Here is a 24,510-nt window from a genome sequence, read left to right on the forward strand (position 1 = left end):
GCCCATCGCCATCGGGATGTAGGTGCCGTCGGCCTTGATCTTGTCGAGCACGGCGTAGAACTCGTCGACCGTGGTCGGCACCTTCAGGCCGAGCTTGTCGAAGGCGTCCTTGTTGTAGATGAAGCCATGGATAACCGAGGCCATCGGCACGCAGAAGCTCGACTTGCCGTCGTCGGTCTGCCAGGCGGACTTGGCGACGGGCGAGAAATTGTCCATGCCGGGCAGCGAGCTGAGGTCGGCGAGGTTGCCCTTCTTGAACAGCTCCAGCGACTTGTCGAACGGACGGCAGGTGATCAGGTCGCCTGCCGAGCCGGCGGTGAGCTTGGCGCCCAGCGCCGCGTCGTACTCGGTCGGCGCCGAAGGCGCGAACACCACCTTGATGCCGGGGTTCTTGGCTTCGAAGGCCGGGATCAGCTTGTCCTTCCAGATGGCGAGGTCGTCGCCGCGCCAACTTTCGATGTTGAGCGTTACGTCGTCGGCGAGAGCCATCCCGGTGCTGCCGAGGATGCTTGTGCCGAGCAGAAGTGCCGTCAGTAGTCTGGTCGTCATGTTCAGTCTCCCTGTTGACCTTTTTCAGGTTCGGTTTTGATGAGAACTGGAGCTCAATGCCCCTTGCTCCCCTCGATCTCGGAAAGCGCCGGCCTGAGCTTCTGGCCGGTTCCTTCGAGTATCTTCTCGGCCGCGTCGGCGCTGGCGGCGCCTGCGGCGAGCAGAATGGCGGTCTTGACCACGCCGCCGCTTTCTTCGAGCAGACGCGCGGCATCGTCGCGGTTGCGCCCGCTGATGGCGGCCACCATGCGCACGGCGCGGTCTCGCAACTTGATGTTGTCGGCGGTGAGGTTGACCATGTAGCCGTCATGCACGTGGCCAAGATGGATGGCCGACAGCGTCGACAGCATGTTGAGTGCGATCTTTTGCGCGGTTCCGGCGCCCATGCGGGTCGAACCGGCGATCAGCTCCGGCGGCGTTTCGAGCAGGATGGCGACGTCGGCCTGATCGAACAGCTTCGCGCCCTTATTGTTGGCGATGGCGATCGTTGCGGCGCCGCGCCGCCGCGCGTCGCCGATCGCCTGGACGGCGTAGGGCGTGGAGCCGCTGGCGGAGATGGCGATCAGGCAATCTCCCTTGCCGATATCGGCGCCGGCAACGGCAGCCGAGGCCTCTTCGATGTCGTCTTCCGGGCCGCCGGCAAGCGTATGGAACGCCGCGTCGCCGCCGGCTATCAGGATGGCAATACGCTCACGCGCGATACCGAACGTGCCGGGCAGCTCCAGCGCGTCGGCCACCGCCATCAGGCCGGAACTGCCGGCCGCGGCATAGGCGAGCCTTCCGCCGTTCTTCAGCTGTCTTGCGATAAGCTCGGCAGCCTGCGCGATGGCCGGGATGGCGCCATGCACGGCCTTGGCGGCCTCAATCTGGGCATTGGCAAGAAACGCCAGGACGGCTTCCGGGGTCTGGACATCCAGTCCCTCGGCATCCTGATGAAGCGCCTCCGTGCGCGTCTCGGCCATCCGTTTTCCTCCAACTGAGGGAACAATACCAAAAAAATACCACTTGTCCACATCCATTAACACTTTTCGCTTGTCGGAATTGGCTTGCCGGCAAATTATCAAGGATTTTCAATAAAATACGCCTCAATCTATTTCGAGATAGAAATTAACGCTTGGCTATTGGTATTTTATTGGTATTATCCGCCCCCGAGGAGAAATCGCGTGAAATTCGTGCTTGGCATCGATGGCGGCGGCACCAGCTGCAGGGCGGCCCTTGCGGCCGCCGACGGCGTCATCATCGGTCGCGCCAAAAGCGGCGCCGCCAACATCCGCACCGACCTTACCGGCGCCCGTACCAACATCGTCGAGGCTGCAAGGCAGGCCTTCATCGCAGCCGGCGAGGATCCTGAACTGATCCCGCAAACGCCTGCCATTCTTGGCCTCGCCGGCGCCAATGTCGGCACCTACCGGCAACAGCTCGAAGCGATCCTGCCGTTCAGCAGGAGCCGGGTCGAAACCGATGCCGAGATCGCACTCGAAGGAGCTGTCGGTTCCGGTGACGGCGCCATGGCGATCCTCGGTACCGGCACCGCCTATATGGCGCGTAAAGGCGGCAAGTCGCGCGCCATTGGCGGCTGGGGTTTCCAGGTCGGCGACCAGGGCAGCGGCGCCCGCATCGGCCGCGACCTGCTCGAGCAGACGCTGCTTGCCTATGACGGCATCCGCCCCGGCTCGCCGTTGACCGAGACCATGCTCGGTGTCTTCCGCAACAATCCCGAGGACGTGGTCGAGTTCACCACCAATGCCAAACCCGGCGACTTCGGCGGTTTCGCGCCCAAGGTCTTCGAACATGCCGCGAAGGGCGACATCGTCGCCAACTGGATCCTCGACAAGGCGGTGGCCGACGTCGAGGCCTCGCTCGGGGCGCTGGACCTGGCGGACGATGCTCCGCTCTGCCTGCTCGGCGGCCTGGCGCCGCTCTACGCGCCGCGCCTGTCGGCGCGCTACCAGGCGCTGCTCAAATCGCCGCTCGACGATGCGTTGGGCGGCGCGGTGCAAATGGCGGCCCGCATATTCGGTCGGGCTTCGGGAGCTGCCGGATGAGCGCTGCCGACCAGATTTTCGCCATGCTGAAGGAATCCTCGCAGAGTGGCGCGCCGCTCTACCTGCAACTGCGAAAGAGCATCGAGGAGGCGGTCAATCGCGGCCTGATCGGCCCGGGCGATGCGTTGCCGTCGGAGCGTGACATCGCCAGCAAGGCCGACATCTCGCGCGTCACCGTGCGCAAGGCAGTGCAGGACCTGGTCAAGGGTGGCATCCTCGTCCAGCGCCACGGCTCTGGCACCTTCGTCGCGCCGCGCATGGAACGCGTCGAGCAGTCGTTGTCCAGACTCACCTCCTTCACCGAGGATATGGCGCGTCGCGGCATGGTCGTGCGCTCGGCCTGGCTCGATCGCGGCCTTTACGCACCCTCGCCGGACGAGATGATGGTGCTCGGCCTGTCGTCGACCGAGTTGGTGGCGCGCGTCTCGCGCCTGCGCATCGCCAACGACACGCCGCTGGCAATCGAGCGCGCCGCGCTCTCGGCGACCGTGCTGCCCGAGCCGGAGACCATCGGCTCCTCGCTCTATGCGGCGCTGGAACGGACCGGTAACCGCCCCGTGCGCGCGGTGCAGCGTATCTCGGCCGCCAATCTCGGCGATGGCGACGCGCATCTGCTGGAAGTGCCGCCCGGGGTTGCCGGCCTGCATATCGAGCGTATTTCCTATCTGGCGAGCGGCAAGGTGATAGAATTCACCCGCTCGATCTATCGAGGCGACGCCTATGATTTCGTCGCGGAACTCCGGCTGACCGGGCCGGGAGAGGACAGCCGACCATGAGTACGACCATCACCCATATGCGGCGCGAGATCGACGAGATCCCGGAAGCGACGGCTCGCCTGCTGGACGGATCCGCCAAGGTGCTTGCCGAGGCGGGGCGCGGCCTTCGCGAGCGCGATCCGCATTTCGTCGTTACCGTGGCGCGCGGCTCGTCGGACCACGCCGCCACCTTCATGAAATATGCCGTCGAGCTGACCGCCGGCCTTGCGGTCGCTTCGGTCGGCCCGTCGATCGCTTCGATCTATGGCGCCAAGCTCAGGCTGCGCGGCTCGGCTTGCCTGGCGGTCTCGCAGTCGGGCAAGAGCCCGGACATCGTCGCGATGGCCGAAACGGCGCGGGCCGGCGGCGCGCTGACCGTCGCCATTACCAACACGGCCGACTCGCCGCTGGCGCGCGCCTCGGACTATGCCATCGACATTCTGGCCGGGCCGGAGCGCAGCGTCGCGGCGACCAAGACTTTCGTCAACTCCGCCGTGGCCGGCCTGGCGCTGATGGCGCATGCCACCGGCGATGAGGCGCTGCTTGCAGCGCTTGCCCGCCTGCCGGAGCATTTCAGCAAGGCTATCGCCTGCGACTGGATGGCGGTGGCGGCGGCGCTCGAGACGCCGCAGTCGCTCTTCATCCTCGGTCGCGGTCCGTCCTTCGCGATCGCCAGTGAGGCGGCGCTGAAGTTCAAGGAGACCTGCGCCATGCATGCCGAGGCCTATAGCGCCGCCGAGGTCATGCATGGACCGCTGGCCCTGGTCGGGCCGGGCTTCCCGGTCCTGGCTCTTGCCGCCCGCGATGCCTCCGAGCCTTCGGTCGCCGAGGCGGCCGACAATCTCGCTGCCAAGGGTGCGGCCGTCTTTGCCACCTCGGACAAGGCCAAGAGCACCAAGCTGCTGCCATACGTCGCCACTGGCCATCCGCTGACTGACCCGCTGCCGTTGATCGTGTCCTTCTACGGCTTCGTCGAGGCGTTCGCCCGGCATCGCGGTCTCGACCCGGACACGCCACGCAACCTGCGCAAGGTGACGGAAACCGTATGAGCGACCGTTTCGCCCTCACCGGCGCCCGTATTTTCGACGGCGCCGACTGGCACGACGATGCCGCCCTTGTCGTCAGGGACGGCCTGGTCGAGGCCATCCTGCCGGAGCAAGCCATTCCGTCCGGCATTTCTCGCGTCGAGACCGGCGGTGGATTACTGGCACCCGGCTTTGTCGACATACAGGTCAACGGCGGCGGCGGCGTCATGCTCAACGACCATCCCGATGTCGCCTCGATCGAGACCATCTGCCGCGCGCATGCGCCTTTCGGCACGACGGCGCTTCTGCCGACACTGATCACCGACACGCCGGCGATCACGGCTGCCGCTGTCGCTGCTGGAGCCGAGGCCGCGCGGAAAAAGGTGCCGGGCTTTCTCGGCCTGCACCTCGAGGGGCCGCATCTGTCGATCGCTCGCAAGGGCGCGCATGATCCGGCCCTGATCCGGCCGATGACTGATGCCGACCAGGCCGCGCTGATCGCGGCGCGGAAACAGCTGCCGGTCCTGCTTACAACCATTGCGCCGGAGTCGGTCGATCCGGCCCGCGTTGCAGCGTTGGCGAAGGCCGGCGTCGTCGTCAGCCTTGGCCATACGGACACCGGCCATGCAACGGCCAGTGCCTTCGCCGAGGCCGGTGCAACGGTGGTGACCCACCTCTTCAATGCCATGAGCCAGATCGGCAATCGCGAGCCGGGACTGGCGGGCACCGCCATCGACACCGGCAGCCTCTACGCCGGCATCATCGCCGACGGCATCCATGTGCACCCCGCCACGATGGTGCTTGCGCTGCGCGCCAAGCAGGGACCAGGCAAGATCGTGCTGGTCACCGACGCCATGGCGACCATCGGCACCGACATGACATCCTTCACGCTCAACGGCCGCACCATCTACCGCAAGGACGGAAGCCTCCGGCTTGCCGACGGGACGCTGGCCGGCGCCGATCTCGACATGATCTCGGCCATCCGCTTCGTGCACCGTGTCGTCGGGCTCGATCTCGATGAAGCTCTGCGCATGGCCTCGCTTTATCCGGCCGAGGCGATCGGCCAGGCGCACCGCCTCGGCCGCTTTGCCAACGGGACAGCCGCCGACATCGTCGGCCTGACGGATGATCTGGATGTCAAGAATGTCTGGATCGACGGCGAGAAGGTCTTTGGAGCCTGAGCCTATTCCTTCGTCATCCTCGGGCCTGACCCGAGGATCCATGCCGTGACCTCTGCCGTGGAGCACAGCGGTGAAGAATTCTATAACCGCTACAACGCCTTAGCGTAACGGCATGGATCCTAGGGTCTGCGCGCGTCGCTCCGCTCCTTGCTTCGCCCTAGGATGACGACCGGTATTATTAGCCTTTTTGTGCGTAGATATCCTTGTATGCCTCGCGAAGCAGGTTTTTCTGAACCTTGCCCATTGTGTTGCGCGGCAATTCGTCGACGAAGATCACCCGCTTGGGATGTTTGTATTTCGCCAGTCTTCCGGCGATGGAGTCGGCGATATCGCCCGCGTCGATCGCCGATCCCGGCTTGCGCACGACGACCGCGGTGACACCCTCGCCGAAATCCGGGTGCGCCACACCGATCACCGCGCTTTCGCTGACGCCGTCGAGCGCGTCGATCTCGCTTTCGATCTCCTTGGGATAGACGTTGTAGCCGCCGGAAATGATCAGGTCCTTGCCGCGTCCGACGATGTGGACATAGCCGTCGGTGTCGACCATGCCGAGATCGCCGGTGATGAAGAAGCCGTCGGGGCGGAACTCGGCCTTGGTCTTTTCAGGCATGCGCCAATAGCCGCCGAAGACGTTCGGCCCTTTGACCTCGATCATGCCGATCTCGCCTTGCGCAAGCGGCTCGCCCGCTTCGGGATCGGTGATGCGCAGCGATATGCCGGGCAACGGAAGGCCAACCGTCCCGGCGCGGCGCTCGCCATGATAGGGATTGGACGTGTTCATGTTGGTCTCGGTCATGCCGTAGCGTTCGAGGATGGCGTGGCCGGTGCGGTCGCGCCAGGCCCTGTGCGTCTCGGCGAGCAGCGGGGCCGAGCCTGAAATGAATAGCCGCATCGCGCCTGCCGCATCCTTCGTCAGCGCTTCCTGCTGCAGCAGCCGGACATAGAAGGTCGGGACGCCCATCAACGTCGTCGCGCGTGGCATCAGCGACAGGATGCGGGCCGGGTCGAACTTGCGTTCGAACAGCATGCTGGCGCCGGCCATCAGGACGACGTTGGTGGCGACGAACAGGCCATGCGTGTGGAAGATCGGCAACGCATGGATCAGCACGTCGTCGGCGCTGAAACGCCAGCAGTCCACCAGCACGCGCGCGTTGGAGGCGAGGTTTTCGTGGCTGAGCATGGCGCCCTTGGATCGCCCGGTCGTGCCGGACGTGTAGAGGATTGCCGCGAGATCGTCCGAGCCCCGCTCGACGTCGTGGAAGTCGCTGGATTGGCGTGACGCCTGGTCCGCCAGGGACCCCTGGCCGTTACGATCGAGGGTGACAACGACGGCGCCGGATGCCTCGACCAACCGCCCGATCTCGGCCGCCTTCGACGGGTCGCAGACGATGACCCGCGGCGCCGCGTCCTCGAAGAAATATTCGAGTTCGGTCAGCGTATAGGCGGTGTTGAGCGGCAGGAACACAGAGCCGGCGCGCACGCAAGCGAGGTAGAGCAGCGCTGCTTCAGGGCTTTTCTCGACCTGAACGGCAACCCGGTCGCCTGGTTCGACATCCAGTTGCAGGAGCGCGTGCGCCATCTGCGCCGACCGCGCCAGCATGTCGCCATAGGTGAGCGAGCGCCCGTCATCCGCCTCCAGCAGCAGGCGCTCGGGCGCGGGCATGCGGGAACGGAAAGCGTCGAACAGGTGATTGGTCATGTCTTCCTCTGATGTCGAGCCGGCTACATCCGGCTTCGACTTGCCGTCCGGAGCGATATCAGATTTGCCAGCGAAGGGCAGCTATTTGCGGCCGCGGGTCGTCTTGCCCGCGCCGGCAAGCGGATCATAGCCCTGGTTGAAGCGCTCGATGCACATGGCCGCGGTCAGGCGGTAGTGACTTAGGAGCGCCTCGACGGCGCCGTCGGCATCTCCATCAAGCGTACGCTCGGCGATCGTCCGGTGCTCCGCGAGATCGTCCCGTCCAGAGCCGGGACCGCGCTGCGAGATCAGCCGGTAGCGGGAGGCCTGGTCCGAAAGCTGGTCGCAGAAGCCGATCAGCCAATGTGAATTGCAGGCCGCAATCAGCGCCTGATGGAAGGCGCGGTGCAGCTTCTCCCATTCCGGGTTGTTGGTCGCGGGATCGTCGGGCAGGCGGCGCTCGGCGCGTGCCAACCGGTGCAGCGCCAGCACAAGCTGCTCTTCCCATTCCGCCGTACGGTGGGCGATGGATTCGCGCAGCGCGCGCTCCTCCAGCCAGCAGCGCGTCCGGGTCAATTCTTCCAGTTCGGCCGCGCTCACGGGCATCAGGAAGAAGCCGCGCTGGTCGTGCCGCCCGAGCAGGCCTTCGGCCGCCAGCCGATTGAGTGCCTCACGCACGGGCGAAGCACCCGCGCCATAGCGGGAAACCACCCATTCGACACGCAACTTGCTCTCGGCCTCCAACGCCCCGCGCAGCAGATCCTCGCGAAGCTGGTGGTAGACCGAACTGGCCAGGGTGCTTTTAGCGCCCTTGCCCTCGCCTGGATCGGCGTTTCCGTTCGTCAATCGAGCTCCTCTTGCTTGCCCCTGTCGTGCCAGGGCCCCTCGGCGAAGCAATTTCCCGTACATGTATCATACAGCCGGGCATTGCCGCCTCAAGCGGAAGCTGACGCTATTCGACTTTAAGACAAGGTGGTCGAGCTGTTTTTCGAATAAAGTAAACTCTGGCCGGAAATATTTGAGCGCTGCGATTTATTGAACATTCATTCAACGAAAGCGCGACCGTGCAGCTCCAGATGGAAATGAAGTAGCCTGTTCTTCAGCCCGCGGCCTTGTCGGCCGCCGAACGGATCGCTTCGATATTTGCCTTATAGGCTTCGACACTGCCGCCCTTGAAGATTGCGGCGCCAGCCACCAGCACATTGGCGCCCGCCGCGGTGACCAGCGGCGCCGTTTCGGGGGAGACACCGCCGTCGATCTCGATATGGATCGGGCGGTCGCCGATCAGCGCCTTGACGCGTTTCACCTTGTCGACGATGGCCGGGATGAACGCCTGGCCGCCGAAGCCGGGGTTGACGGTCATGATCAGGATCAGGTCGAGCCGGTCGAGCACATACTCGATAGCCGTTTCCGGCGTCGCCGGATTGAGCGAGACCCCGGCCTTCTTGCCGAGGTTCCTGATGGTCTGCAGCGAACGGTCGAGATGCGGGCCGGCCTCGGCATGCACCGTCATGCCGTCGCAGCCGGCCTCGGCAAAGGCCGCCAGATAGGGATCGGCCGGCGAAATCATCAGATGGCAGTCGAAGAAGGCCTTGGTCCGGTTGCGGATTGCCTTGATCACCGGCGGGCCGAAGGTGATGTTCGGCACGAAATGACCGTCCATCACGTCGAGATGGATCCAGTCGGCGCCGGCGGCGGCCACGGCCTCCACCTCGTCGCCGAGCTTCGAGAAGTCGGATGCCAGCACCGATGGCGCGATCAGGGTCTTCTTGCTCATGATGCGGCCTCTCCCGTGCTTGCTCCAGACGCGACGTCAGGATCGACTGCCTAAAGCATTTCGCGGCCAAATGGAATCGCCGGCACTGAGGCAAAACGCGGCAAGGCAAACAGCCGGCAGGGGCAGGAAGGTCGAAAGAGAAAAACCCGCCGGATTGCTCCGGCGGGTTTCTCTGGGCCGATCGGCCTACTGGATGTAGGCGCCCGATGGATCCTGCAGCAACCGTGGCTGCCGCTGCGGCGCCGGGCGCAGCACGCCCGGGTTGAGCAGTATGCCAGGATTGATCTCCACGCCTGGCCGCCGGCGGGTCGGTGCGCAATCCGGGAACCGTCCGACAGTGCCCGCCGGGCAGCGCCGCCTGGTGAAATCCGGCTGGCATTGCCCGTTGATGAAGTGCGCGCCAGGTGCGCATTCAACTTGCTGCGTCCTGCGGCAGGCGCCATCGCGAACCTCGGTTCCGCGCGGGCAGACGCAGTCGCCCCGCTTGTTACGGGTCTGGCCGCGAATGGTGCACTGCTGCTGTGTCGGCCTTGGCGTCTGGCAGGTCTTGCCCCGTACCTGCAGGCCATCCGGGCAGGCGCAATTGCCGTTGGCATCACGCACCTGGCCGCGGATTGGGCATTGGCTGCTCACGGTCGGCCGGCAGGCATTGCCACGTACCGCCGTGCCGCTCGGGCAGACGCAGACGCCGTCGCTGTTGCGGCTCTGGCCATCGATGCGGCACTGGCTGGGCGGCTGCCGGTCCGGCACGCAGGCCCTGGCGACACGGTCGAGATGCGTGCCGTCCGGGCAGGCGCAGCCGTTCCCGTTCAAGGTCGGCACGGCGCCGCGGATCGTGCATGTCGGCAGCGGCTGGAGATTCGGCACGCATCTGCCGTTTTCCAGGTCGGTGCCACGCGGGCAGACACAGCGTCCGTCTTCCGTCCGCACCTGGCCCGGCAGCGGGACGCAGGATTGCACCGGAGGCAAGGGGAGCGGCAGCAGGTGGGTGCCGCCGCCCGGTGTGCACTGGCCATTGCGGAAGGTGGTGCCTTCCGGGCAGACGCAGCGGCCGGCCGAGTTCATCACCAGCCCGAACGAGCACTGGTTCTTCACCTCATGGCGGATGGTGAAGGGGTGGCAGGCATAAGCCTTGCCGCCATCACCCTGGCCGCCGGTCGTGCCACGCAGCGCGTCGCCGCCGCCCTGCACCGGCGTGTTCGGCGAGAGCACGCCGACGCAGTTCTGCCCGTTGACCGTGCCCTGCAGATTGGCGAGACGCCCGTCGTCGGGGAGGGTCACCGTGACATGGTGCGTGTGGCTTTCGCCTGCACCCAGGCTCAGATTGGCGATGCACGATGCCGGCAGCGTCGACGGCTCCGGGGAGCAGCCGAAAGGCGGGTCGATCGACGTGATCGCGACGCCTTCCAACCGGCCGATGCCGTCCACGCCGATCGCATCGCCGATCCGGACCGGACCGGAGAAGGCGTTCGGGCCGTCATTCGTGATGGTGATCACGAACGAGCAGGGCTTGCCGGGCTGGCACTCGGCATCGCCAGTCTTCTCGACGCGGATGGTCGCGGAACCGCCGCCTTTCGCGCAAGCCTGGCCGATCGAGCGGATGAGATCGTCGCCTGGCGACGGCCCGTAGGAGCCGCGCGCGCAGTTCTCGAACGCGCCGTTCGCACCCACCGTCACGTCGAAATGCCTGCTTGTGCCGGGCGTCATCGCGGCGCCGGGGATCTGGCAAGACAGGGTGTTGGCGGGCACCGGCCCGCAGTTCCAGTCCGCGCCGTCGGGGGTCACGGTCTGGATGGCTGTCGGTGCGCCGCCCGACACCAGGGTCGCGGCGTCGTCGACGCGCACCGGACCTGTCGGGGCGGCGGTGCCGGCATTGGTGACGGTGATGCGGCAGGAAACCGACGCTGCACCGGCGAGCGACCCGTCGCACACCTTGATGATGCGCAGTCCTGGCCGGCCGCCATTCGGATGGCGGATGCGTTCAGTGGCGCAGGCCTTGTTGTTGGCGAGATCGGTCTCGCCGGGAACGGGCTTCACTTCGGCGCAGTTCTCCACCGTGTCAGACCGGTAGTCCGAAGGCACCACCGCCTTGACGACGATCGCCGTCGAGGCGCCGGGAGGCAGCGAGATGCCGGCATTGTCGCAGCGGAACTGGCCGGAGCCGTCCGGTCCGCATGTCCATGGCGGTGTCGGGCCGAAGGTCGAGGAAGTCGGTGCGCCGCTTGGGTAATTGTCGATCACCGTCAACGGTCCGCTATAGGTGCCGGTGCCGTTGTTGATGATGTCGATCACGAAGCTGCAGACGCCGTCGGCCGTGCAGGCCTCCGAGCGGGCGCGCTTCTTCAGCAGCAGGTCGACCTTCTTCTCGACCGGAGGCAGGCACTGTGGATCGCGGTCGCCGCGCTGGCAGATCGGGATCGAAGCGCAACCGCGATCATTCTGCTGGCTGCCGAACAGCGGCTTGCCGCTGGCCTGGTAGTCATAGGTGGCGCAATTGTTCAGGGCGTTGCCCTGCCATCCGGCCGCCGGCTTGAAGCCGAGCTTGAGATCGACCGACGCACCCGGGTTCAGCGTGGTCACCGGATAGGTGCAGGTCATCGGCGTAGTGGTGGGTGCGCAGACCCAGGGCGCGTTCGGCCCCGAGGTAAGCACCGAGCCTGCCGGCGTCGTCACTTCGTCGAGCACGATCTTGCCGTTGTAGGGCGCGTCGCCGACATTGGTGACGGTTATGGTGAAGTCGCAGCCGCCGGCCATCGTGCAGCGCGGCACGTCGGCATGCTTCTCGACCTTGAGGTCTGGCTCCTTCTCCTTCGGCGGGCACCTCAGGTCGCGTGGGATGACGATGTCGATCGTCTGCGTGCAGCAAAGCCCCCAGCCCTCCTTCGGCCCGGCATAGGTCTCGATACCGGTGACGATGAGGTGGATGGTCTCGCCGGGCGAGGCGCCGATGATCTTCCAGTTGAGCACGCCGCCGCCATTCGGCACCTGTTGCGTGCTTGGAACGATGGTAATGCCGGGCGTGGTGGTCGACACCTGGACCCACTTGCCGCCCATCTCCGGGCCGACCGGCATGTGGTAGATGAAGGCGCCGCCGCCGGGCACGCAATCGACCGTGCCGCGCTCGAGCTTGAAACATTCCTTGCTCGGGGGCGGAGGCGGCGGAGGGCACTCGGTCAGGTCGATCTTGATCGAGGTCTTCACGCCGGTGAGGAGGTCCCCTCCGGTCTTGCCCGGATCTTGCGACGGGATGGTGGTTGCCGGACTGCCCCTGAGCGCCACAATCATCTGGCCCTGGTTGTCGACCATCGCTGGCGCCGGAAAGGCTGCCGGATCGATCTTGGCGACAATGCGGAAGGTGATGACGCGTTCGCCCGCGGCGCCGGCGCCCACGAGGCTGGCGGCGCTGATCCGGAAGTCGGAAATGGTCGCCGTATCGTTCAGAGCGGCCGATGTGCTGATCGTGGCGCCGGGCAGTTGCCCGCCGGAAGCACCCGTGCCGTCCCCGGCGATATCGACGCTGACGATCTGCAGGCCATGTGGCAACTGGTCCTTGAAGTCGAGCCTTGTCGCTTTCAGCAACGCCGCCACGCTTGGTTTGTCGAAGTCCTTCGGGTCGCCGCGCAGGCCGAAGCTCAGCTCGTATTCGACGCGGTCGCAGCTTCTCTGGCCGCCCCTCTTGGTGAAGAAGGGCACGATCCGCCCGAGTTCCGGGTCGATGGCGTGTGACTGCTCGGATTCGGCACCCGGTTGTGGGCTGGCGGCTTGATCGGTCTTGGCCGGGGCCGTGCCTTCGGCAAGCGCCGGCAGGGCCGGCGTCATGGCGACCGCGATACCGGCCGCCATCAGCCAGCGCGCGCCGCGCCTGGCGTATGACAGGGGTTTCATGATCGTCTCCATGACGGTTCTTGGGGCGTCCGACGCGATGCGGGAAAGGGCGGGATTTTTCATCTGTCCCTCCCTCAGCGTTCGCAACTGACGGCTGGTGTTCTAAGCGGCAGCGTCATCTTGCAGCAAGGGTAGTAGCCGCCCTTGTCCTGGTCGGACTTGCGATAGAAGCAGAGCCCGACATTGACGGTGTCGCCAGGATTATGGCCGGTGATATCGATCCTGTAGGGCTTGCCGGGCACATGCGACATCGGGGTTGTCACCTCGACGCCTGGCGTTCCGGACTGGGCCTTGATCGCATCGCCGCCAAAGCCGGCGTGGTCATGGAGAGTGAGATCGGCCCGGAGCCCGCGGGGCGTGCAGTAATAGTGCACGTCCTCGACATCAAGGCAGGGAGGCAGGTTGCCGGGCGGCGGGAACTCCGGCGGATAGATCGGCGGCAGGTAGCCGCCGGGAATTTCCTCGTAGTAGCCGGCGTGGCCGTCGCAGGGGCGCCAGACCCTGACATCGCCGACATGGCCCTTGACGTCGGGGTCCTCGAAGAAGCCGTCGAAGTCGACGAACCACGAACCAAAGGGCGGCACGTTGGCCGGCTTGACCAGGGTGCTCAGCGTCAGCTGCACGCCATGCACGGCGAACGGCCCGCCGGCGGCGAGCCGTTGCGCCAGCTCCGGATTCTCGCGCAGCTTGTCGCCGGTGTTGACAACGGTATCGGCGCACACGCTGGTATCCAGGTCGCCGTCGGCGTCATAGCGATATTGCAGATCGACGCCGCCGGCGGACTGCCGATTGCCTTGCGGGAAGCCGACAGCATATTCCTGCGGCACCTCGACCCAGGCCGACTCCGTCGTCGGATCGTCCACGTCCTTGCGCTGATAGCGGATCAGCTCGCCTTTGCCGGAATCGGCGAAGCTGCTGTAATCATAGCGGTTTTCCAAGGGACCGCGCTGGGCGAGGTACATGAAGCCCTTGTTGTCGAAGGCAATGTCGGTGACGGCGTAGTCCTGGTCGGCCTTGACCGTCAGTTCCCAGCGCGGATCGCTGGCAAAGCTCCCGTCGCTCGCAAGGCCTACCGACCAGATCTCGGCCTTTTCCCCGACGGAATAGTAGAGCCGGCCGCCATGATAGGCGACGGCCCAGACGCGGCGTTGGTCCTGTGTGTAGCCCCAGGTGCCCGGGTCTTCGCTGTTGAAGGCGGCGTTCCGGATGTCCATCACCGCGCCGTCGTCTGCGACGGGGGCTAGGCCATGCGCGGGACGTCCGGCAACGCCATGGTCGAATGTGTCGATCAGGTGACCCTCGATGTCGATGCGATGGATCAATCCCGTGTCGAGATCGGAGGCGAAGAATTCGCGGTGGACGGGATCGAAGGCGAGTTGGCCGATGCCGGGCCCGCTGTTGGTCTCGATATCCGCGAATTTCGACACTGCTCCGGTAATGCCGTCGATCTTCCAGATCGTGCCCGGTCCGCCACCGTTCCGCGTGCCGAACTGACCGTCCATGAAAATCGCGCCGGCCGTGCCGTGGCGCTGCCGTCGCGGGCGCCCGTCATTGCTTGCGTCGGGTGTAACGATCTCGATGCCGTGCAGCGAGGTCGCGGCCGCGTAGAGGTTGGGGATGCCGGATGGCACGCCGTCGCGCACGCCATCGTCATAGGTAAGGCCGAACACTTCGCCGATCTGGCCGGCGCTCACCTCGAAGGGCGGCGGCGTGTAGACGAGCTGGCCCGAGGCCGGCCCGCCCAGATGCGAGACGTCGAAGATGCGCAACGAGGCGCGCGAGGTGTCGATGAAGGTTTCGTCGACCGGGTCGACGCCGGGCGGCAGGCCTTCGGAATCGGGAGAGTCGAGGTTGGGAATGAAGGTGCCGGGGAACCCGGTCACGGCCATCGAGCCGGGATAGATGATCTGGGTCTGCTGGGCTTCGGCCGCGCCGCCAGGCCAGAGGCTGGCGGACAGCGCCAGGCCGAGAATTCCACAGCTTGCGGCTATTGCACGGCGAAAACGGCCGGCGCGGGGGGATATCGACGAGCCGCGGTCGCAAGACATTGAACTCCCCCCGAGGTCAGTTGGAGAAACGTCCGGCCTTGCCGCGCCAATCAGGGCAAGGCGCGGCGTTGCGGCACGTTCTCCCCCGATCGTATTGTCTGCTTTCCTCCTGGTTACGATACGCCGGCTCCTGGGTAGGGTCAACGGAACCAGCCGGAAGCCGAGCGTATCGCTTCCCTCACGAAGGCGGTGGTCGCGCCGCACGCCAGCTGTTTCGGGAGCCCTCGGAAACTCCGGGATTCTGATCATCGACGCCTTCCTCCGGGCCGCACCTTGCGGCATCAGAACGTCAGTCGCGGATCAGAGAGGAAAGGTTCATTGCGGCGGAGGCGAGGCGGAGAGCAAAGTCTTGCCGGCTACGGTGGTCACCAGGCCCATTCGCCCTTGCCGAGCGTCGATACGGCCTCGACGATGCGGGTGAAGCTTGCACGCGCCCGGCCGACCATATGCCGAGCCCGCAGGTAGCCATGAACCAGGCCTGGCTCCTCGAACCAGTACGCATGTCCGCCGGCCGCAAGGATGCGATCGCGATAGGCTTCGCCGTCGGACGACAGCGGGTCGCATTGCGCGGTGATCAGCACCGTCGGCGGCAGGTTGGCGAAATCTGCGTCGGCAAGCGGTGACTGGGTGATGTCGCCGGCCTGGTCGACGCCGCCGGTGCGGACGTGCTTGTAGAATTCGAGGTCCCGCATCGTCAGCATCGGCGCCTCGGCATGCGTCACATAGGAACCTTTCGTGCGGTCGCCGCCGAGGCCGGGATAGATAAGGACCTGTCCGACAGGCTTTTTCTCGTGGCCGCGCGTGGCGTGCGCAACGGCCGCGCAGAGATTGCCGCCGGCGCTGTCGCCGCAAAGCACGACGGGGCAATCATAGGTCTTCGAAGCCCATTCGAAGGCGTTCATGGCGTCATCGAAAGCGGCGGGGTGCAGATGCTCAGGCGCCAGCCGATAGTCGACCGACACGACATCGTAGCCGGTGCGCGCGCACAACTCGGCGCAGACGTCGTCATGGCTGTCCAGCCCGCCAAGGATGAAACCGCCGCCATGGATGTAGAGCACCATGGCCGCCTTGTTCGGCGCCGCGTTGCGGTAGATGCGGATCGGCACGTTGCCTGTCGGCGTGGCGACGGCGGTCGTCTCGGCGGTGACCTCTTGCGGGTAGCCGGCAAAGAATTCCCGGGACATCCGGTCGTAGATCGCGCGCTGCTGCGCGATCGTGTAGTCGATCGTGTCGGGCGGATAATAGGAATTGGTCTTCTCGATGAAGGCCCAGGTCTCGGTGTCGATGAGGGTTCTGTAGTCGGTCATGCTGGTCGGACCGACTTCGAAAGCAGAGCCCAGGCACCCCCCTCTGTCCTGCCGGACATCTCCCCCTCAAGGGGGGAGATTGGCTGTCCTTTTGGCGTTCGCCAATTTTCGACGCTGCTCAGGAGGCGCCGGCGCAGCAACCGCCGATCTCCCCCCTTGAGGGGGAGATGCCCGGCAGGGCAGAGGGGGGTGCCTGGCGCCGTCATCTCCAAAGGCTCACTTCCCCTTCCAGACCGGGTCGCGCTTCTCTGCGAACGCCCGGAACCCTTCCATATTGTCTTCCGACCCGTAGAGGACATCGACAGTCGGCAACTGCCTGCGCGTCACCTTGTTCATCGCCTCCTGGAAGGTCAACGCCTCGGCGACGCGCGCCGTCTCCTTGATCGAGGCGAAGACCAGCGGCGGCCCGCTGGCGAGCAGCCTTGCGATCTCCCACACGCGATCCTCAAGCTTGTCCTGGGGCAGCACCTCGTTGACCAGGCCCCAGCGATGCGCCTCGGCAACGTCCATCCAGCGGCCGGTGAACAGGAGGTCCATGGCGATATGGTAGGGGATGCGCTTCGGCAGCTTGATGGTCGCGGCGTCGGCCAGCGTGCCGGCGCGGATCTCGGGCAGCGCGAAGGACGAATGGTCCGAGGCGTAGATCAGGTCGCACGAGAGCGCCAGCTCGAAGCCGCCGCCCACCGCCATGCCGTTGACGCAAGCGATCACCGGCTTGTTGAGGTCGCGCAGTTCCTGCAGCCCGGCAAAGCCGCCGACGCCATAGTCGCCGTCGACCGCGTCGCCGGCTGCCGCCGCCTTCAGGTCCCAGCCGGCGCTGAAGAACTTGTCGCCGGCGGTCTTGACGATGGCCACGCGCAGTTCCGGATCGTCGCGGAACGCCTTGAAGGTCTCGCCCATCTGCCGCGAGGTCTTCAGGTCGATGGCGTTCGCCTTCGGCCGATCGAGCGTGACTTCGAGGATCGCGCCTTCGCGGCGGGTGGTGATGACGTCAGCCATTCTTCTTTTCTCCAAGCACCAGCAGGGCGTCGGCGATCCAGGCGCCCTTGCCCTCGGCGCATACGATCAGCGGATTGATGTCGAGTTCCTCGATCTCGCCGGCATTCTTCTGCACGAAGTCGGCAATGCCGGCGATGGCGTCGATGGCGGCCTTGACGTCGGCTTTCGGCCGGCCGCGATAGCCTTCCAGCAGCGGGTAGAGCTTCAAGCCGCGCAGTGCCGCCTCGATGTCGTCGCGCGTCGCAGGCAGCATCAGGGTGACGCTGTCGCGCAGAAGCTCGACCAGCACGCCGCCGGTGCCGAGCGTCATCACCACGCCGAACATCGGGTCGCGGGTGAAGCCGACGATCAGTTCGGCGACGCCGTCGCGCACCATGCGCTCGGCATAAAGCCCGGTGCCGAGCGGCAGCAGGTCATGCGCGGCGGCACTGACGGATTCGGCATCCTTGAGGTTCAGCCTGACGGCGCCGACTTCCGACTTGTGGGTCACGCCGAGCGCCTTCAGCGCCACCGGGAAGCCGAGCGTCATGGAGGAGATCACCGCCTCGACCGCGTTGCCCGCGCGCTCGCCCTTCGGCACCGGCAGGCCGGCCTTGATCAGCCTCTCCTTGGCTTCGGCTTCGTCCGGGGTCACACGGCCGCCTTCGGAAACGCCCGCCGCCCTGGTGTCGACCGGCTGCGCCTGGGGCTCGCGCCAGGCCCAGCCTATGAAGGCGGCCGCCTGGGTGGCATCCATGGCTTCCGCAATGCCGAACAACGGCACCATGCCGCGCGCCATCAGGCCGGCGGTGTATTCCTCCGGCAGGTTCTCGGGCAGCGACGAGACGATCGCGCCCTGCGCGTTATTGGTCTTCAGCGCCGCCTCGAAGGCACGCAGCGTCGCCCACCAGTCGACGTCCGAGCAGCGGTCAGGGCGCGGGAAGTCGAGCACCAGCATGTTGAGGTCGAAGCCGCCCGACACCATTGCGGTGAAGGTGGCCGTCATCGCCGGCTCGTTGTTCCAGATGAAGGTGTGGTAGTCGAGCGGATTGGCCACCGCCACCAGCGGGCCGAGCGTCGACTTGACGTCGGCGCGATGCTGATCGGTCAGCGTCGGGAAATGTACCCAGCGCCCTTCGGCGCTGTCGGCCATGACGGAAGCCTCGCCACCCGAGCAACTCATCGACGAAAGCCTGTAGCCGGGCAACGGCCCGGTGATGTGCAGGAGCTTCAGCGCCTCGATGAAGGCGGGAATCGAATCGACGCGCGCTATGCCCAGACGCTTCAGGAAAGCGCCGGACGCGGCGTCCGAACCGGCGAGCGATGCGGTGTGCGACACCGTTGCCTGCCTGGCCTGTTCCGAACGGCCGACCTTCATGGCGATGATCGGTTTCTTCAGCTCACGGGCCCGTGCCGCGAGCCGCTCGAATCCGGCTACGGAATCGAAGGCCTCGATGTGCATGCCGAGCGAAGTTACGCGTTCATCCTCGATCAGGCCGAGCGCCATTTCGGAGAGGCCGGTCTGCGCCTGGTTGCCGGCCGTCATCAGGAAGGCGATCGGCAGGCCGCGCTTTTGCATCGTCATGTTGATGGCGATGTTGGACGACTGGGTGATGATGGCGACGCCCTTGCCGCCTTCGGCGAGCCGGATGCCGCCATGCTGGTCGGGCCACAAAAGCGCGCCGTCGGCATAGTTGATCAGCCCGTAGCAGTTCGGGCCGATGATCGGCATCTCGCCCGCCGCTGTGACGAGCTCGGCCTGTAGCCGCTCGCCGTCCTCGTCATAGGCCTCGGTTTCGAGGAAGCCGGCGGCAAAGCAGACGGCGCCGCCGGCGCCACGCTCGGCCAGCGCCTTGATGACCTCGATGGTGAGATGCCTGTTGACGCCGACAAAGGCCGCGTCCGGCGCTCCCGGCAGGTCGGCGACGGAGCGGTAAGCCTTGCGGCCAGCGACCTCGTCTTTTGTCGGATGCACCGGCCAGATTTCGCCGGCAAAGCCCATTTTGATCGATTGCGCCACGACGGCGGCGGCCTGCGCCCCGCCGAACACGGCAATCGATTGCGGGCGCAGGAGACGTTCGAGTTTATGCATGGTCATCTTTTCGTTTGAGCGCGATCTTTTCCAAGAACCGGGTTCCGGCTCTTGGAGATCATGCACTAAGCCCCGAACGGACGCAGCAACGCCCGCGAAATAATATGCCGCTGAATCTCCGATGTGCCTTCCCAGATGCGCTCTACGCGGGCGTCGCGCCAGATGCGCTCCAGCGGCAGGTCGTCCATCAGCCCCATGCCGCCATGGATCTGGATGGCCTCGTCTGCGACGTAAGCCAGCATTTCGGTGGCCTTCAGCTTCGCCATCGCCATGTCCTGATCGGTGACGGTGCCCTGATCGTACTTCCAGCCGGCCTCGAACACCATCAGGTCCGCGGCCTTCAGTTCCGTCGCCATGTCGGCGAGCTTGAAGGAAACGCCCTGGAACTTGCCGATCTGCTGGCCAAATTGCTGGCGCTGCGCGGCATATTCGATGGCATGCGACAGCGCGCGCTCGGCGCGACCGAGGCAGGTGGCGCCGACCTGCAGGCGGGTGGCGCCGAGCCAGGAATTGGCGACGTCGAAACCCTTGTGCACTTCGCCGAGCACCTGGCTTGCCGGCAGCCGGCAATCGTCGAATTCAAGGATCGAATTGGTGTAACCGCGATGCGAGACGTTGCGGTAGCCGTCACGTACCGAAAAACCCTTGGTGCCCTTGTCGACGAAGAAGGCGGTGATCTTCTTGCGCTTTCCGCGCGGCGAGTCCTCTTCGCCCGAGGCCATGAAGACGATGGCGAAATCGGCGATGTCGGCATGGCTGATGAAGTGCTTGGTGCCGTTGAGTATCCAGTCGGAGCCGTCCTGCACGGCGGTCGCCTTCATGCCGCGCAGGTCGGAGCCGGCGCCGGGCTCGGTCATCGCCAGGCAGTCCCACTTCTCGCCGCGGATGCAGGGGAAGAGGTATTTCTCGCGCTGCTCGGGCGTGCCGGCGAGCAGGATGTTCGACGGACGCGCCACGCAGGTCCAGTGCAGCGCGTAGTTGGCGCGGCCGAGTTCCTTCTCGTAGAGCAGCCAGCTCACCGTATCCAGGCCAGCGCCGCCGACATCGGCCGGCATGTTGGCGGCGTAAAGCCCGGCTTCCATTGCCTTGGCCTTCAGCTCGTCGATCAGTTCGCGGCGCAGCTCGCCGGTGCGTTCCACCTCGCGCTCATGCGGGTAAAGCTCGTTCTCGACGAACGCGCGCGTCGTCTCGACGATGAGCTTCTGCTCTTCCGAAAGACCGAAATGCATGGCTCAGCCCTTCTTCTTGCTCTTCTTCGGCTTTTCGACCTTCTTCACCGGTTTGGCAGCCTTGGCCTTCTCGGCGGCCTTGGAGGCGGTCGGCTTCTTTGCCGCCAGCTTGGCGAGCTGTTTTGTATAATCCTTGTGCAGCGCGCCGGCGCCCCAGCCCTTGCCCTTGTTCTGCTTCGACAGGGCGTCCATGATCGCGACCAGATTGTCGTCGCGGATGCGTTCCAACTCGCGGATAGACAGGCCGTGCGCCTGTTCGTCGGACTGCGTCGCGATCAGGTCGACGAGCTCGTCGTTGAACTCGGGCACGTCCATCAGCTTGGTCCATGGCCATTTCAGGCACGGCCCGAACTGCGCCATGAAGTGGCGCATGCCGGCTTCGCCGCCGGCGACGCGGTAGACTTGGAACATGCCCATCTGCGCCCAGCGCAGGCCGAAGGAATAGCGCATGATGTCGTCGAGTTCCTCGACGGAGCAGATGCCGTCCTTGACCAGCCATAGCGCTTCGCGCCAGGCGGCTTCGAGGAGGCGGTCGCCGACGAAGGCTTCGATTTCCTTGCGCACCACCACCGGCTTCATGCCGATCGAGGCGTAGAGTTCCTTGGCGACCTCGATCGCCTCCGGGAAGGTCTGCTGGCCGCCGACGATCTCGACCAGCGGCAGGAGGTAGACCGGATTGAACGGATGGCCGACGACCAGCCGCTCGGGGTGCTTCTTCATAGCCACCTGCATGTCGGTCGGCTTGATGCCGGAGGTGGAAGAACCGACGATGGCGTTGGCCGGCGCGTGCAGGTCGATCTCGGCCAGCACCTTGTGCTTGAGATCGAGCCGTTCCGGCACGCTTTCCTGGATGAAGTCGGCGTCCGCCACCGCTTCCGCGATCGTCTTGGCGAAGGTCAGCTTGCCTTCCTTGGGCAGGCCGCCGGGCAGCATTTGCTTGTAGGCGCGTCGCGCGCCCTTCATCACTTCCGAGACCTTGCGCGACGCTTCGGGATCGGGATCGAAGATCGACACGTCGATGCCGTTGAGCAGCAGGCGCGCCACCCAGCCGGCGCCGATGACACCGCCGCCGATGGCGGCCGCCTTGTTGATGATGCTCATGGTCAGGCTCCGGTTCTGGTCTTGGCTGTATCGGGATTGGTAAGCGGCACCCGCTCGCCGGCGCGGATCACGGCCGGGTCGTAGGCCTTGCGCGCGAAGACTTCGAGCACGAAGGGCCGGAAGAACTCGATGGGCAGGGTTTCGTAGTCGGGGTCGAAGCTCGACTGGTCCCAGCGCTCGCAGAACTGGTCGCAATCGTCGAAATAGAGGTGGCCGGCGAAGCGGTCGCGGGCATGCCGGTTGCCGCCGAGATGATGCGCATAGTAGAGGCGCTGGAAATCGCCATGCTTTTCCACCACCCAGGTGCATTGCTCCCGCACGAAGGGCTTCAGGATCGAAGCGGCATATTCGTCGTGGTTATACGGCGCGTAGATGTCGCCTATGTCGTGCAGCAGCGCGCAGGCGATCCAGTCGGTGTCGGCGCCATCATGCCAGGCGCGGGTGGCGGCTTGAAGCGAGTGGCCGAGCCGGGTGATCTTGTAGCCGGAAAGTCCCTCGTCGAGCTGCACGAGTGCATCGAGCAGCCGGTCGCCGGTCTTGGCGGCATAGTCGATCTCGTGGGCGGTCAGGAATTCGTAGTCTTCCTTGTCGCCATCCTTCATCGCGGTGAACTTGACGGTTGTCATCTCAGACTCCCTCCAATCACGCGGCGATCGGCGCCCGCTTGGTGAGGTTCAGCTTCTTGCGCACTTCCTCTGGTCCAAGCACGCGTGCGCCGAGATTGGTAACGATGCTCGCGGCGCGTTCGACCAACTGCGCGTTGGTGGCCAAAACGCCCTTGTCGAGCCACAGATTGTCTTCCAGGCCGACGCGGACATTGCCCCCGGCTAGCACCGCGGCTGCGGCATAGGCCATCTGGTTGCGGCCGATCGAGAAGGCCGACCAGTTCCAGGTCGACGGCACGTTGTTGACCATCGCCATGAAGGTGTTGAGGTCGTCCGGCGCACCCCATGGCACGCCCATGCAGAGCTGCACCAGGGCATCGGGGTTCAGCACCTTCTCCTCGACCAGTTGCTTGGCGAACCACAGATGGCCGGTGTCGAAGGCTTCGATCTCGGGCTTCACGCCCAGCGCCGTCATCATGCCGCCCATGGCGCGCAGCATGCCGGGCGTGTTGGTCATGACATAGTCGGCCTCGGCGAAATTCATCGTGCCGCAATCCAGCGTGCAGATTTCCGGCAGGCACTGGCGCACATGCTCCATGCGGTTGGTGGCGCCGCCCATGTCGGTGCCCTTTTCGTTCAAGGGCAGTGGCGCTTCGGGCGAGCCGAACACCATGTCGCCGCCCATGCCGGCGGTGAGGTTCAGCACCACGTCGACATTGGCGTCGCGGATGCGCTCGGTCACCTCGCGGTAGAGATGCACGTCGCGGCGCGGCTTGCCGGTTTCGGGGTCGCGCACATGGCAGTGGACGATCGCCGCGCCCGCCTTGGCGGCATCGATGGCCGAATCGGCGATCTGCTTGGGCGAACGTGGCACATGTGGGCTGCGGTCCTGCGTGCCGCCGGAGCCGGTCACGGCACAGGTAATGAAGACCTCACGGTTCATCGCGAGCGGCATGGTTTTTCTCCTCCCAGTCGAAAACAGGAAACCAGCATTGCGCGACTTGCCGAAAACTGTTTTGCGTTTTACGAAGCGCTCATGATCAAAAGCGAAAAGCCGACCATCTTTCGCCCCGAGCGCGAAACGCTGAAGGTGACGTTCCTGGTGTTCTCGGGCTCGTCCATCATGTGCGTGGCGTCGGCCGTCGACCCGTTGCGCGCGGCCAACCGCATTTCCGGCGAGACATTGTTCGATTTCAAGCTGGTCTCGCTCACCGGCGAGGCGCCGGTGACGACATGCGGCCTGCCGGTGGCGGTCAGCGGCCGCTTCGACGCTGCCGAGCCCACCGACATGCTGGTCGTGGTCGCCGGCTTCGGCACGCAGAATTATGCCACATCGGCGCTGCTTGCGGGTTTGCGGAGAGCGGCGCGCGCCGCGCGCGCCTGCGGCGGGGTCGAAGCCGGCACCTGGCTGGTGGCGCGCGCCGGCCTGCTTGAAGGCCGCAGCGCCACGACGCATTGGGAGGACATGGAGGATTTTTCGGCCGCTTTCCCGGGCGTCGATGTGCGGCCGGACCGCTACGTCATCGACGGGCCGGTGTTCACCTCCGGCGGCGCTTCGCCGACCTTCGACCTGATGCTGCATCTGGTCCGCACCAGGCTTGGAATGGCGGCGGCGCTCGATGTGGCAAGCGTCTTCATCTACGACCAGACGCGCGCGGCCACCGACGCGCAGCCGCTGGTCTCGCTCGGCCGGCTCGACGGGTTCGATCCGCGGCTGGCGCAGGCGATCCGGCTGATGGAAGCTCATGTCGACCAGCCGCTCACCATCGATGCCGTCGCCAAGCGCGCCGGCGTGACGGCGCGGACGCTGGAGAGCATCTTCCGCAAGTCGATCGGCGAGACGCCTGGTGCTTATTACCTGAGACTGCGCCTCAGCGCCGCGCGCCGTCTGGTGGTCGACACGCGCATTGCCATGGCCGATATTGCCGGGCGGACCGGCTTCTCGTCGGCGGCCGCATTTTCCAGAGCGTTTTCAAGAGCTTTTGGCGAGGCGCCGGTCAGGCTTCGGCGCGGCTGAGTATCCAGTCCACGGCAGCGGCGAGGTCATCCACCACCGCGGTGGGAGCCGGATCGAAGCGTGTTTCATCTTTCGGCCGGTATTTGCCGGTCCGCACAAGCAGCGCCGCGCCAAGCCCGGCGCGCAGGGCACCAGCCACATCGCTCTTGGCATCGTCGCCGACCATGACCGCTTCGTCCGCCAGGCAGTTCAAATCAGCGAGAGCCGACCGGAAGAAATCGGGCGACGGCTTGCCGAG

The 24,510-nt window shown here is 65.6% G+C and carries 20 protein-coding genes; 5 read left to right on the forward strand and 15 right to left on the reverse strand.

What is annotated here, in order from left to right:
- Nucleotides 1–549, reverse strand: a 549-nt coding sequence (locus Q0L57_RS17865) for an ABC transporter substrate-binding protein (protein WP_296744480.1), incomplete at its 3' end; no start/stop codon positions are given.
- Between the two features lie 53 nt (nt 550–602).
- Nucleotides 603–1,511, reverse strand: a complete 909-nt coding sequence (locus Q0L57_RS17870; RefSeq protein WP_296744481.1) for an N-acetylmuramic acid 6-phosphate etherase — start codon at nt 1,509–1,511, stop codon at nt 603–605.
- A gap of 201 nt (nt 1,512–1,712) precedes the next feature.
- Here Q0L57_RS17870 and Q0L57_RS17875 point away from each other — a divergent pair, with 201 nt between their 5' ends.
- From Q0L57_RS17875 to nagA, 4 genes are read left to right on the forward strand one after another with little or no spacing between them, the layout of a single operon-like run.
- Nucleotides 1,713–2,594 carry an N-acetylglucosamine kinase gene (locus Q0L57_RS17875; RefSeq protein ID WP_296744482.1) on the forward strand — a complete coding sequence of 294 codons (882 nt, stop codon included), beginning with the start codon at nt 1,713–1,715 and terminating at the stop codon, nt 2,592–2,594.
- Nucleotides 2,591–3,370 (forward strand): GntR family transcriptional regulator, encoded by a 780-nt coding sequence (locus Q0L57_RS17880; RefSeq protein WP_296744483.1) that lies wholly within the window; start codon nt 2,591–2,593, stop codon nt 3,368–3,370. Before Q0L57_RS17875 ends, Q0L57_RS17880 begins: the two co-directional genes overlap by 4 nt.
- Nucleotides 3,367–4,398, forward strand: a complete 1,032-nt coding sequence (locus Q0L57_RS17885; RefSeq protein ID WP_296744484.1) for an SIS domain-containing protein — start codon at nt 3,367–3,369, stop codon at nt 4,396–4,398. The genes Q0L57_RS17880 and Q0L57_RS17885 overlap by 4 nt, the downstream gene beginning before the upstream one ends.
- Nucleotides 4,395–5,555, forward strand: coding sequence for an N-acetylglucosamine-6-phosphate deacetylase (gene nagA, locus Q0L57_RS17890; RefSeq protein WP_296744485.1), 1,161 nt, complete (start codon nt 4,395–4,397; stop codon nt 5,553–5,555). Before Q0L57_RS17885 ends, nagA begins: the two co-directional genes overlap by 4 nt.
- Before the next feature lie 178 nt (nt 5,556–5,733).
- Here nagA and Q0L57_RS17895 read toward each other — a convergent pair whose 3' ends face one another.
- From Q0L57_RS17895 to Q0L57_RS17950, 12 genes are all read right to left on the reverse strand, one after another.
- Nucleotides 5,734–7,254: a malonyl-CoA synthase gene (locus tag Q0L57_RS17895; protein ID WP_296744486.1), complete on the reverse strand. Its 1,521-nt coding sequence runs from the start codon at nt 7,252–7,254 to the stop codon at nt 5,734–5,736.
- Nucleotides 7,255–7,335: 81 nt separating this feature from the next.
- Nucleotides 7,336–8,079 (reverse strand): GntR family transcriptional regulator, encoded by a 744-nt coding sequence (locus Q0L57_RS17900; RefSeq protein WP_296744487.1) that lies wholly within the window; start codon nt 8,077–8,079, stop codon nt 7,336–7,338.
- 253 nt (nt 8,080–8,332) lie between these two features.
- Nucleotides 8,333–9,010 (reverse strand): ribulose-phosphate 3-epimerase, encoded by a 678-nt coding sequence (gene rpe / locus Q0L57_RS17905; protein WP_296744488.1) that lies wholly within the window; start codon nt 9,008–9,010, stop codon nt 8,333–8,335.
- Nucleotides 9,011–9,196: 186 nt separating this feature from the next.
- Nucleotides 9,197–12,958 (reverse strand): hypothetical protein, encoded by a 3,762-nt coding sequence (locus Q0L57_RS17910; RefSeq protein WP_296744489.1) that lies wholly within the window; start codon nt 12,956–12,958, stop codon nt 9,197–9,199.
- A gap of 11 nt (nt 12,959–12,969) precedes the next feature.
- On the reverse strand, nt 12,970–14,943 hold the full coding sequence (locus Q0L57_RS17915) for a hypothetical protein (protein ID WP_296744490.1): 1,974 nt from the start codon (nt 14,941–14,943) through the stop codon (nt 12,970–12,972).
- A 365-nt stretch (nt 14,944–15,308) separates the two neighbouring features.
- On the reverse strand, nt 15,309–16,250 hold the full coding sequence (locus Q0L57_RS17920; protein ID WP_296744491.1) for an alpha/beta hydrolase: 942 nt from the start codon (nt 16,248–16,250) through the stop codon (nt 15,309–15,311).
- Nucleotides 16,251–16,466: 216 nt separating this feature from the next.
- The gene (locus tag Q0L57_RS17925; RefSeq protein ID WP_296744492.1) at nt 16,467–17,249 is read right to left on the reverse strand and encodes a carnitinyl-CoA dehydratase; all 783 of its coding nucleotides are present in this window, start codon (nt 17,247–17,249) and stop codon (nt 16,467–16,469) included.
- Entirely contained in the window at nt 17,242–19,320 is a 2,079-nt protein-coding gene (locus Q0L57_RS17930; RefSeq protein WP_296744499.1) for an acetate--CoA ligase family protein, read from the reverse strand. Before Q0L57_RS17930 ends, Q0L57_RS17925 begins: the two co-directional genes overlap by 8 nt.
- A 65-nt stretch (nt 19,321–19,385) precedes the next feature.
- On the reverse strand, nt 19,386–20,549 hold the full coding sequence (locus tag Q0L57_RS17935) for an acyl-CoA dehydrogenase (RefSeq protein ID WP_296744493.1): 1,164 nt from the start codon (nt 20,547–20,549) through the stop codon (nt 19,386–19,388).
- Nucleotides 20,550–20,552: 3 nt separating this feature from the next.
- Nucleotides 20,553–21,650: a carnitine 3-dehydrogenase gene (locus Q0L57_RS17940; protein ID WP_296744494.1), complete on the reverse strand. Its 1,098-nt coding sequence runs from the start codon at nt 21,648–21,650 to the stop codon at nt 20,553–20,555.
- 2 nt (nt 21,651–21,652) lie between these two features.
- Complete coding sequence (locus tag Q0L57_RS17945) at nt 21,653–22,276, reverse strand: peptidase (protein ID WP_296744495.1); 624 nt, start codon at nt 22,274–22,276, stop codon at nt 21,653–21,655.
- A 16-nt stretch (nt 22,277–22,292) separates the two neighbouring features.
- The gene (locus Q0L57_RS17950; RefSeq protein WP_296744496.1) at nt 22,293–23,210 is read right to left on the reverse strand and encodes a 3-keto-5-aminohexanoate cleavage protein; all 918 of its coding nucleotides are present in this window, start codon (nt 23,208–23,210) and stop codon (nt 22,293–22,295) included.
- A gap of 81 nt (nt 23,211–23,291) precedes the next feature.
- Between Q0L57_RS17950 and Q0L57_RS17955 the strand changes: the two genes are divergently transcribed.
- The gene (locus Q0L57_RS17955) at nt 23,292–24,272 is read left to right on the forward strand and encodes a GlxA family transcriptional regulator (protein WP_296744497.1); all 981 of its coding nucleotides are present in this window, start codon (nt 23,292–23,294) and stop codon (nt 24,270–24,272) included.
- Here the strand turns inward: Q0L57_RS17955 and Q0L57_RS17960 are convergent.
- Nucleotides 24,253–24,510: HAD-IA family hydrolase (locus Q0L57_RS17960; protein ID WP_296744498.1), on the reverse strand; the 258-nt coding region annotated here is incomplete at its 5' end. The two genes, Q0L57_RS17955 and Q0L57_RS17960, sit on opposite strands and share 20 nt — an antisense overlap.

The organism is Mesorhizobium sp. (assembly GCF_024509055.1).
Taxonomy (GTDB): domain Bacteria; phylum Pseudomonadota; class Alphaproteobacteria; order Rhizobiales; family Rhizobiaceae; genus Mesorhizobium.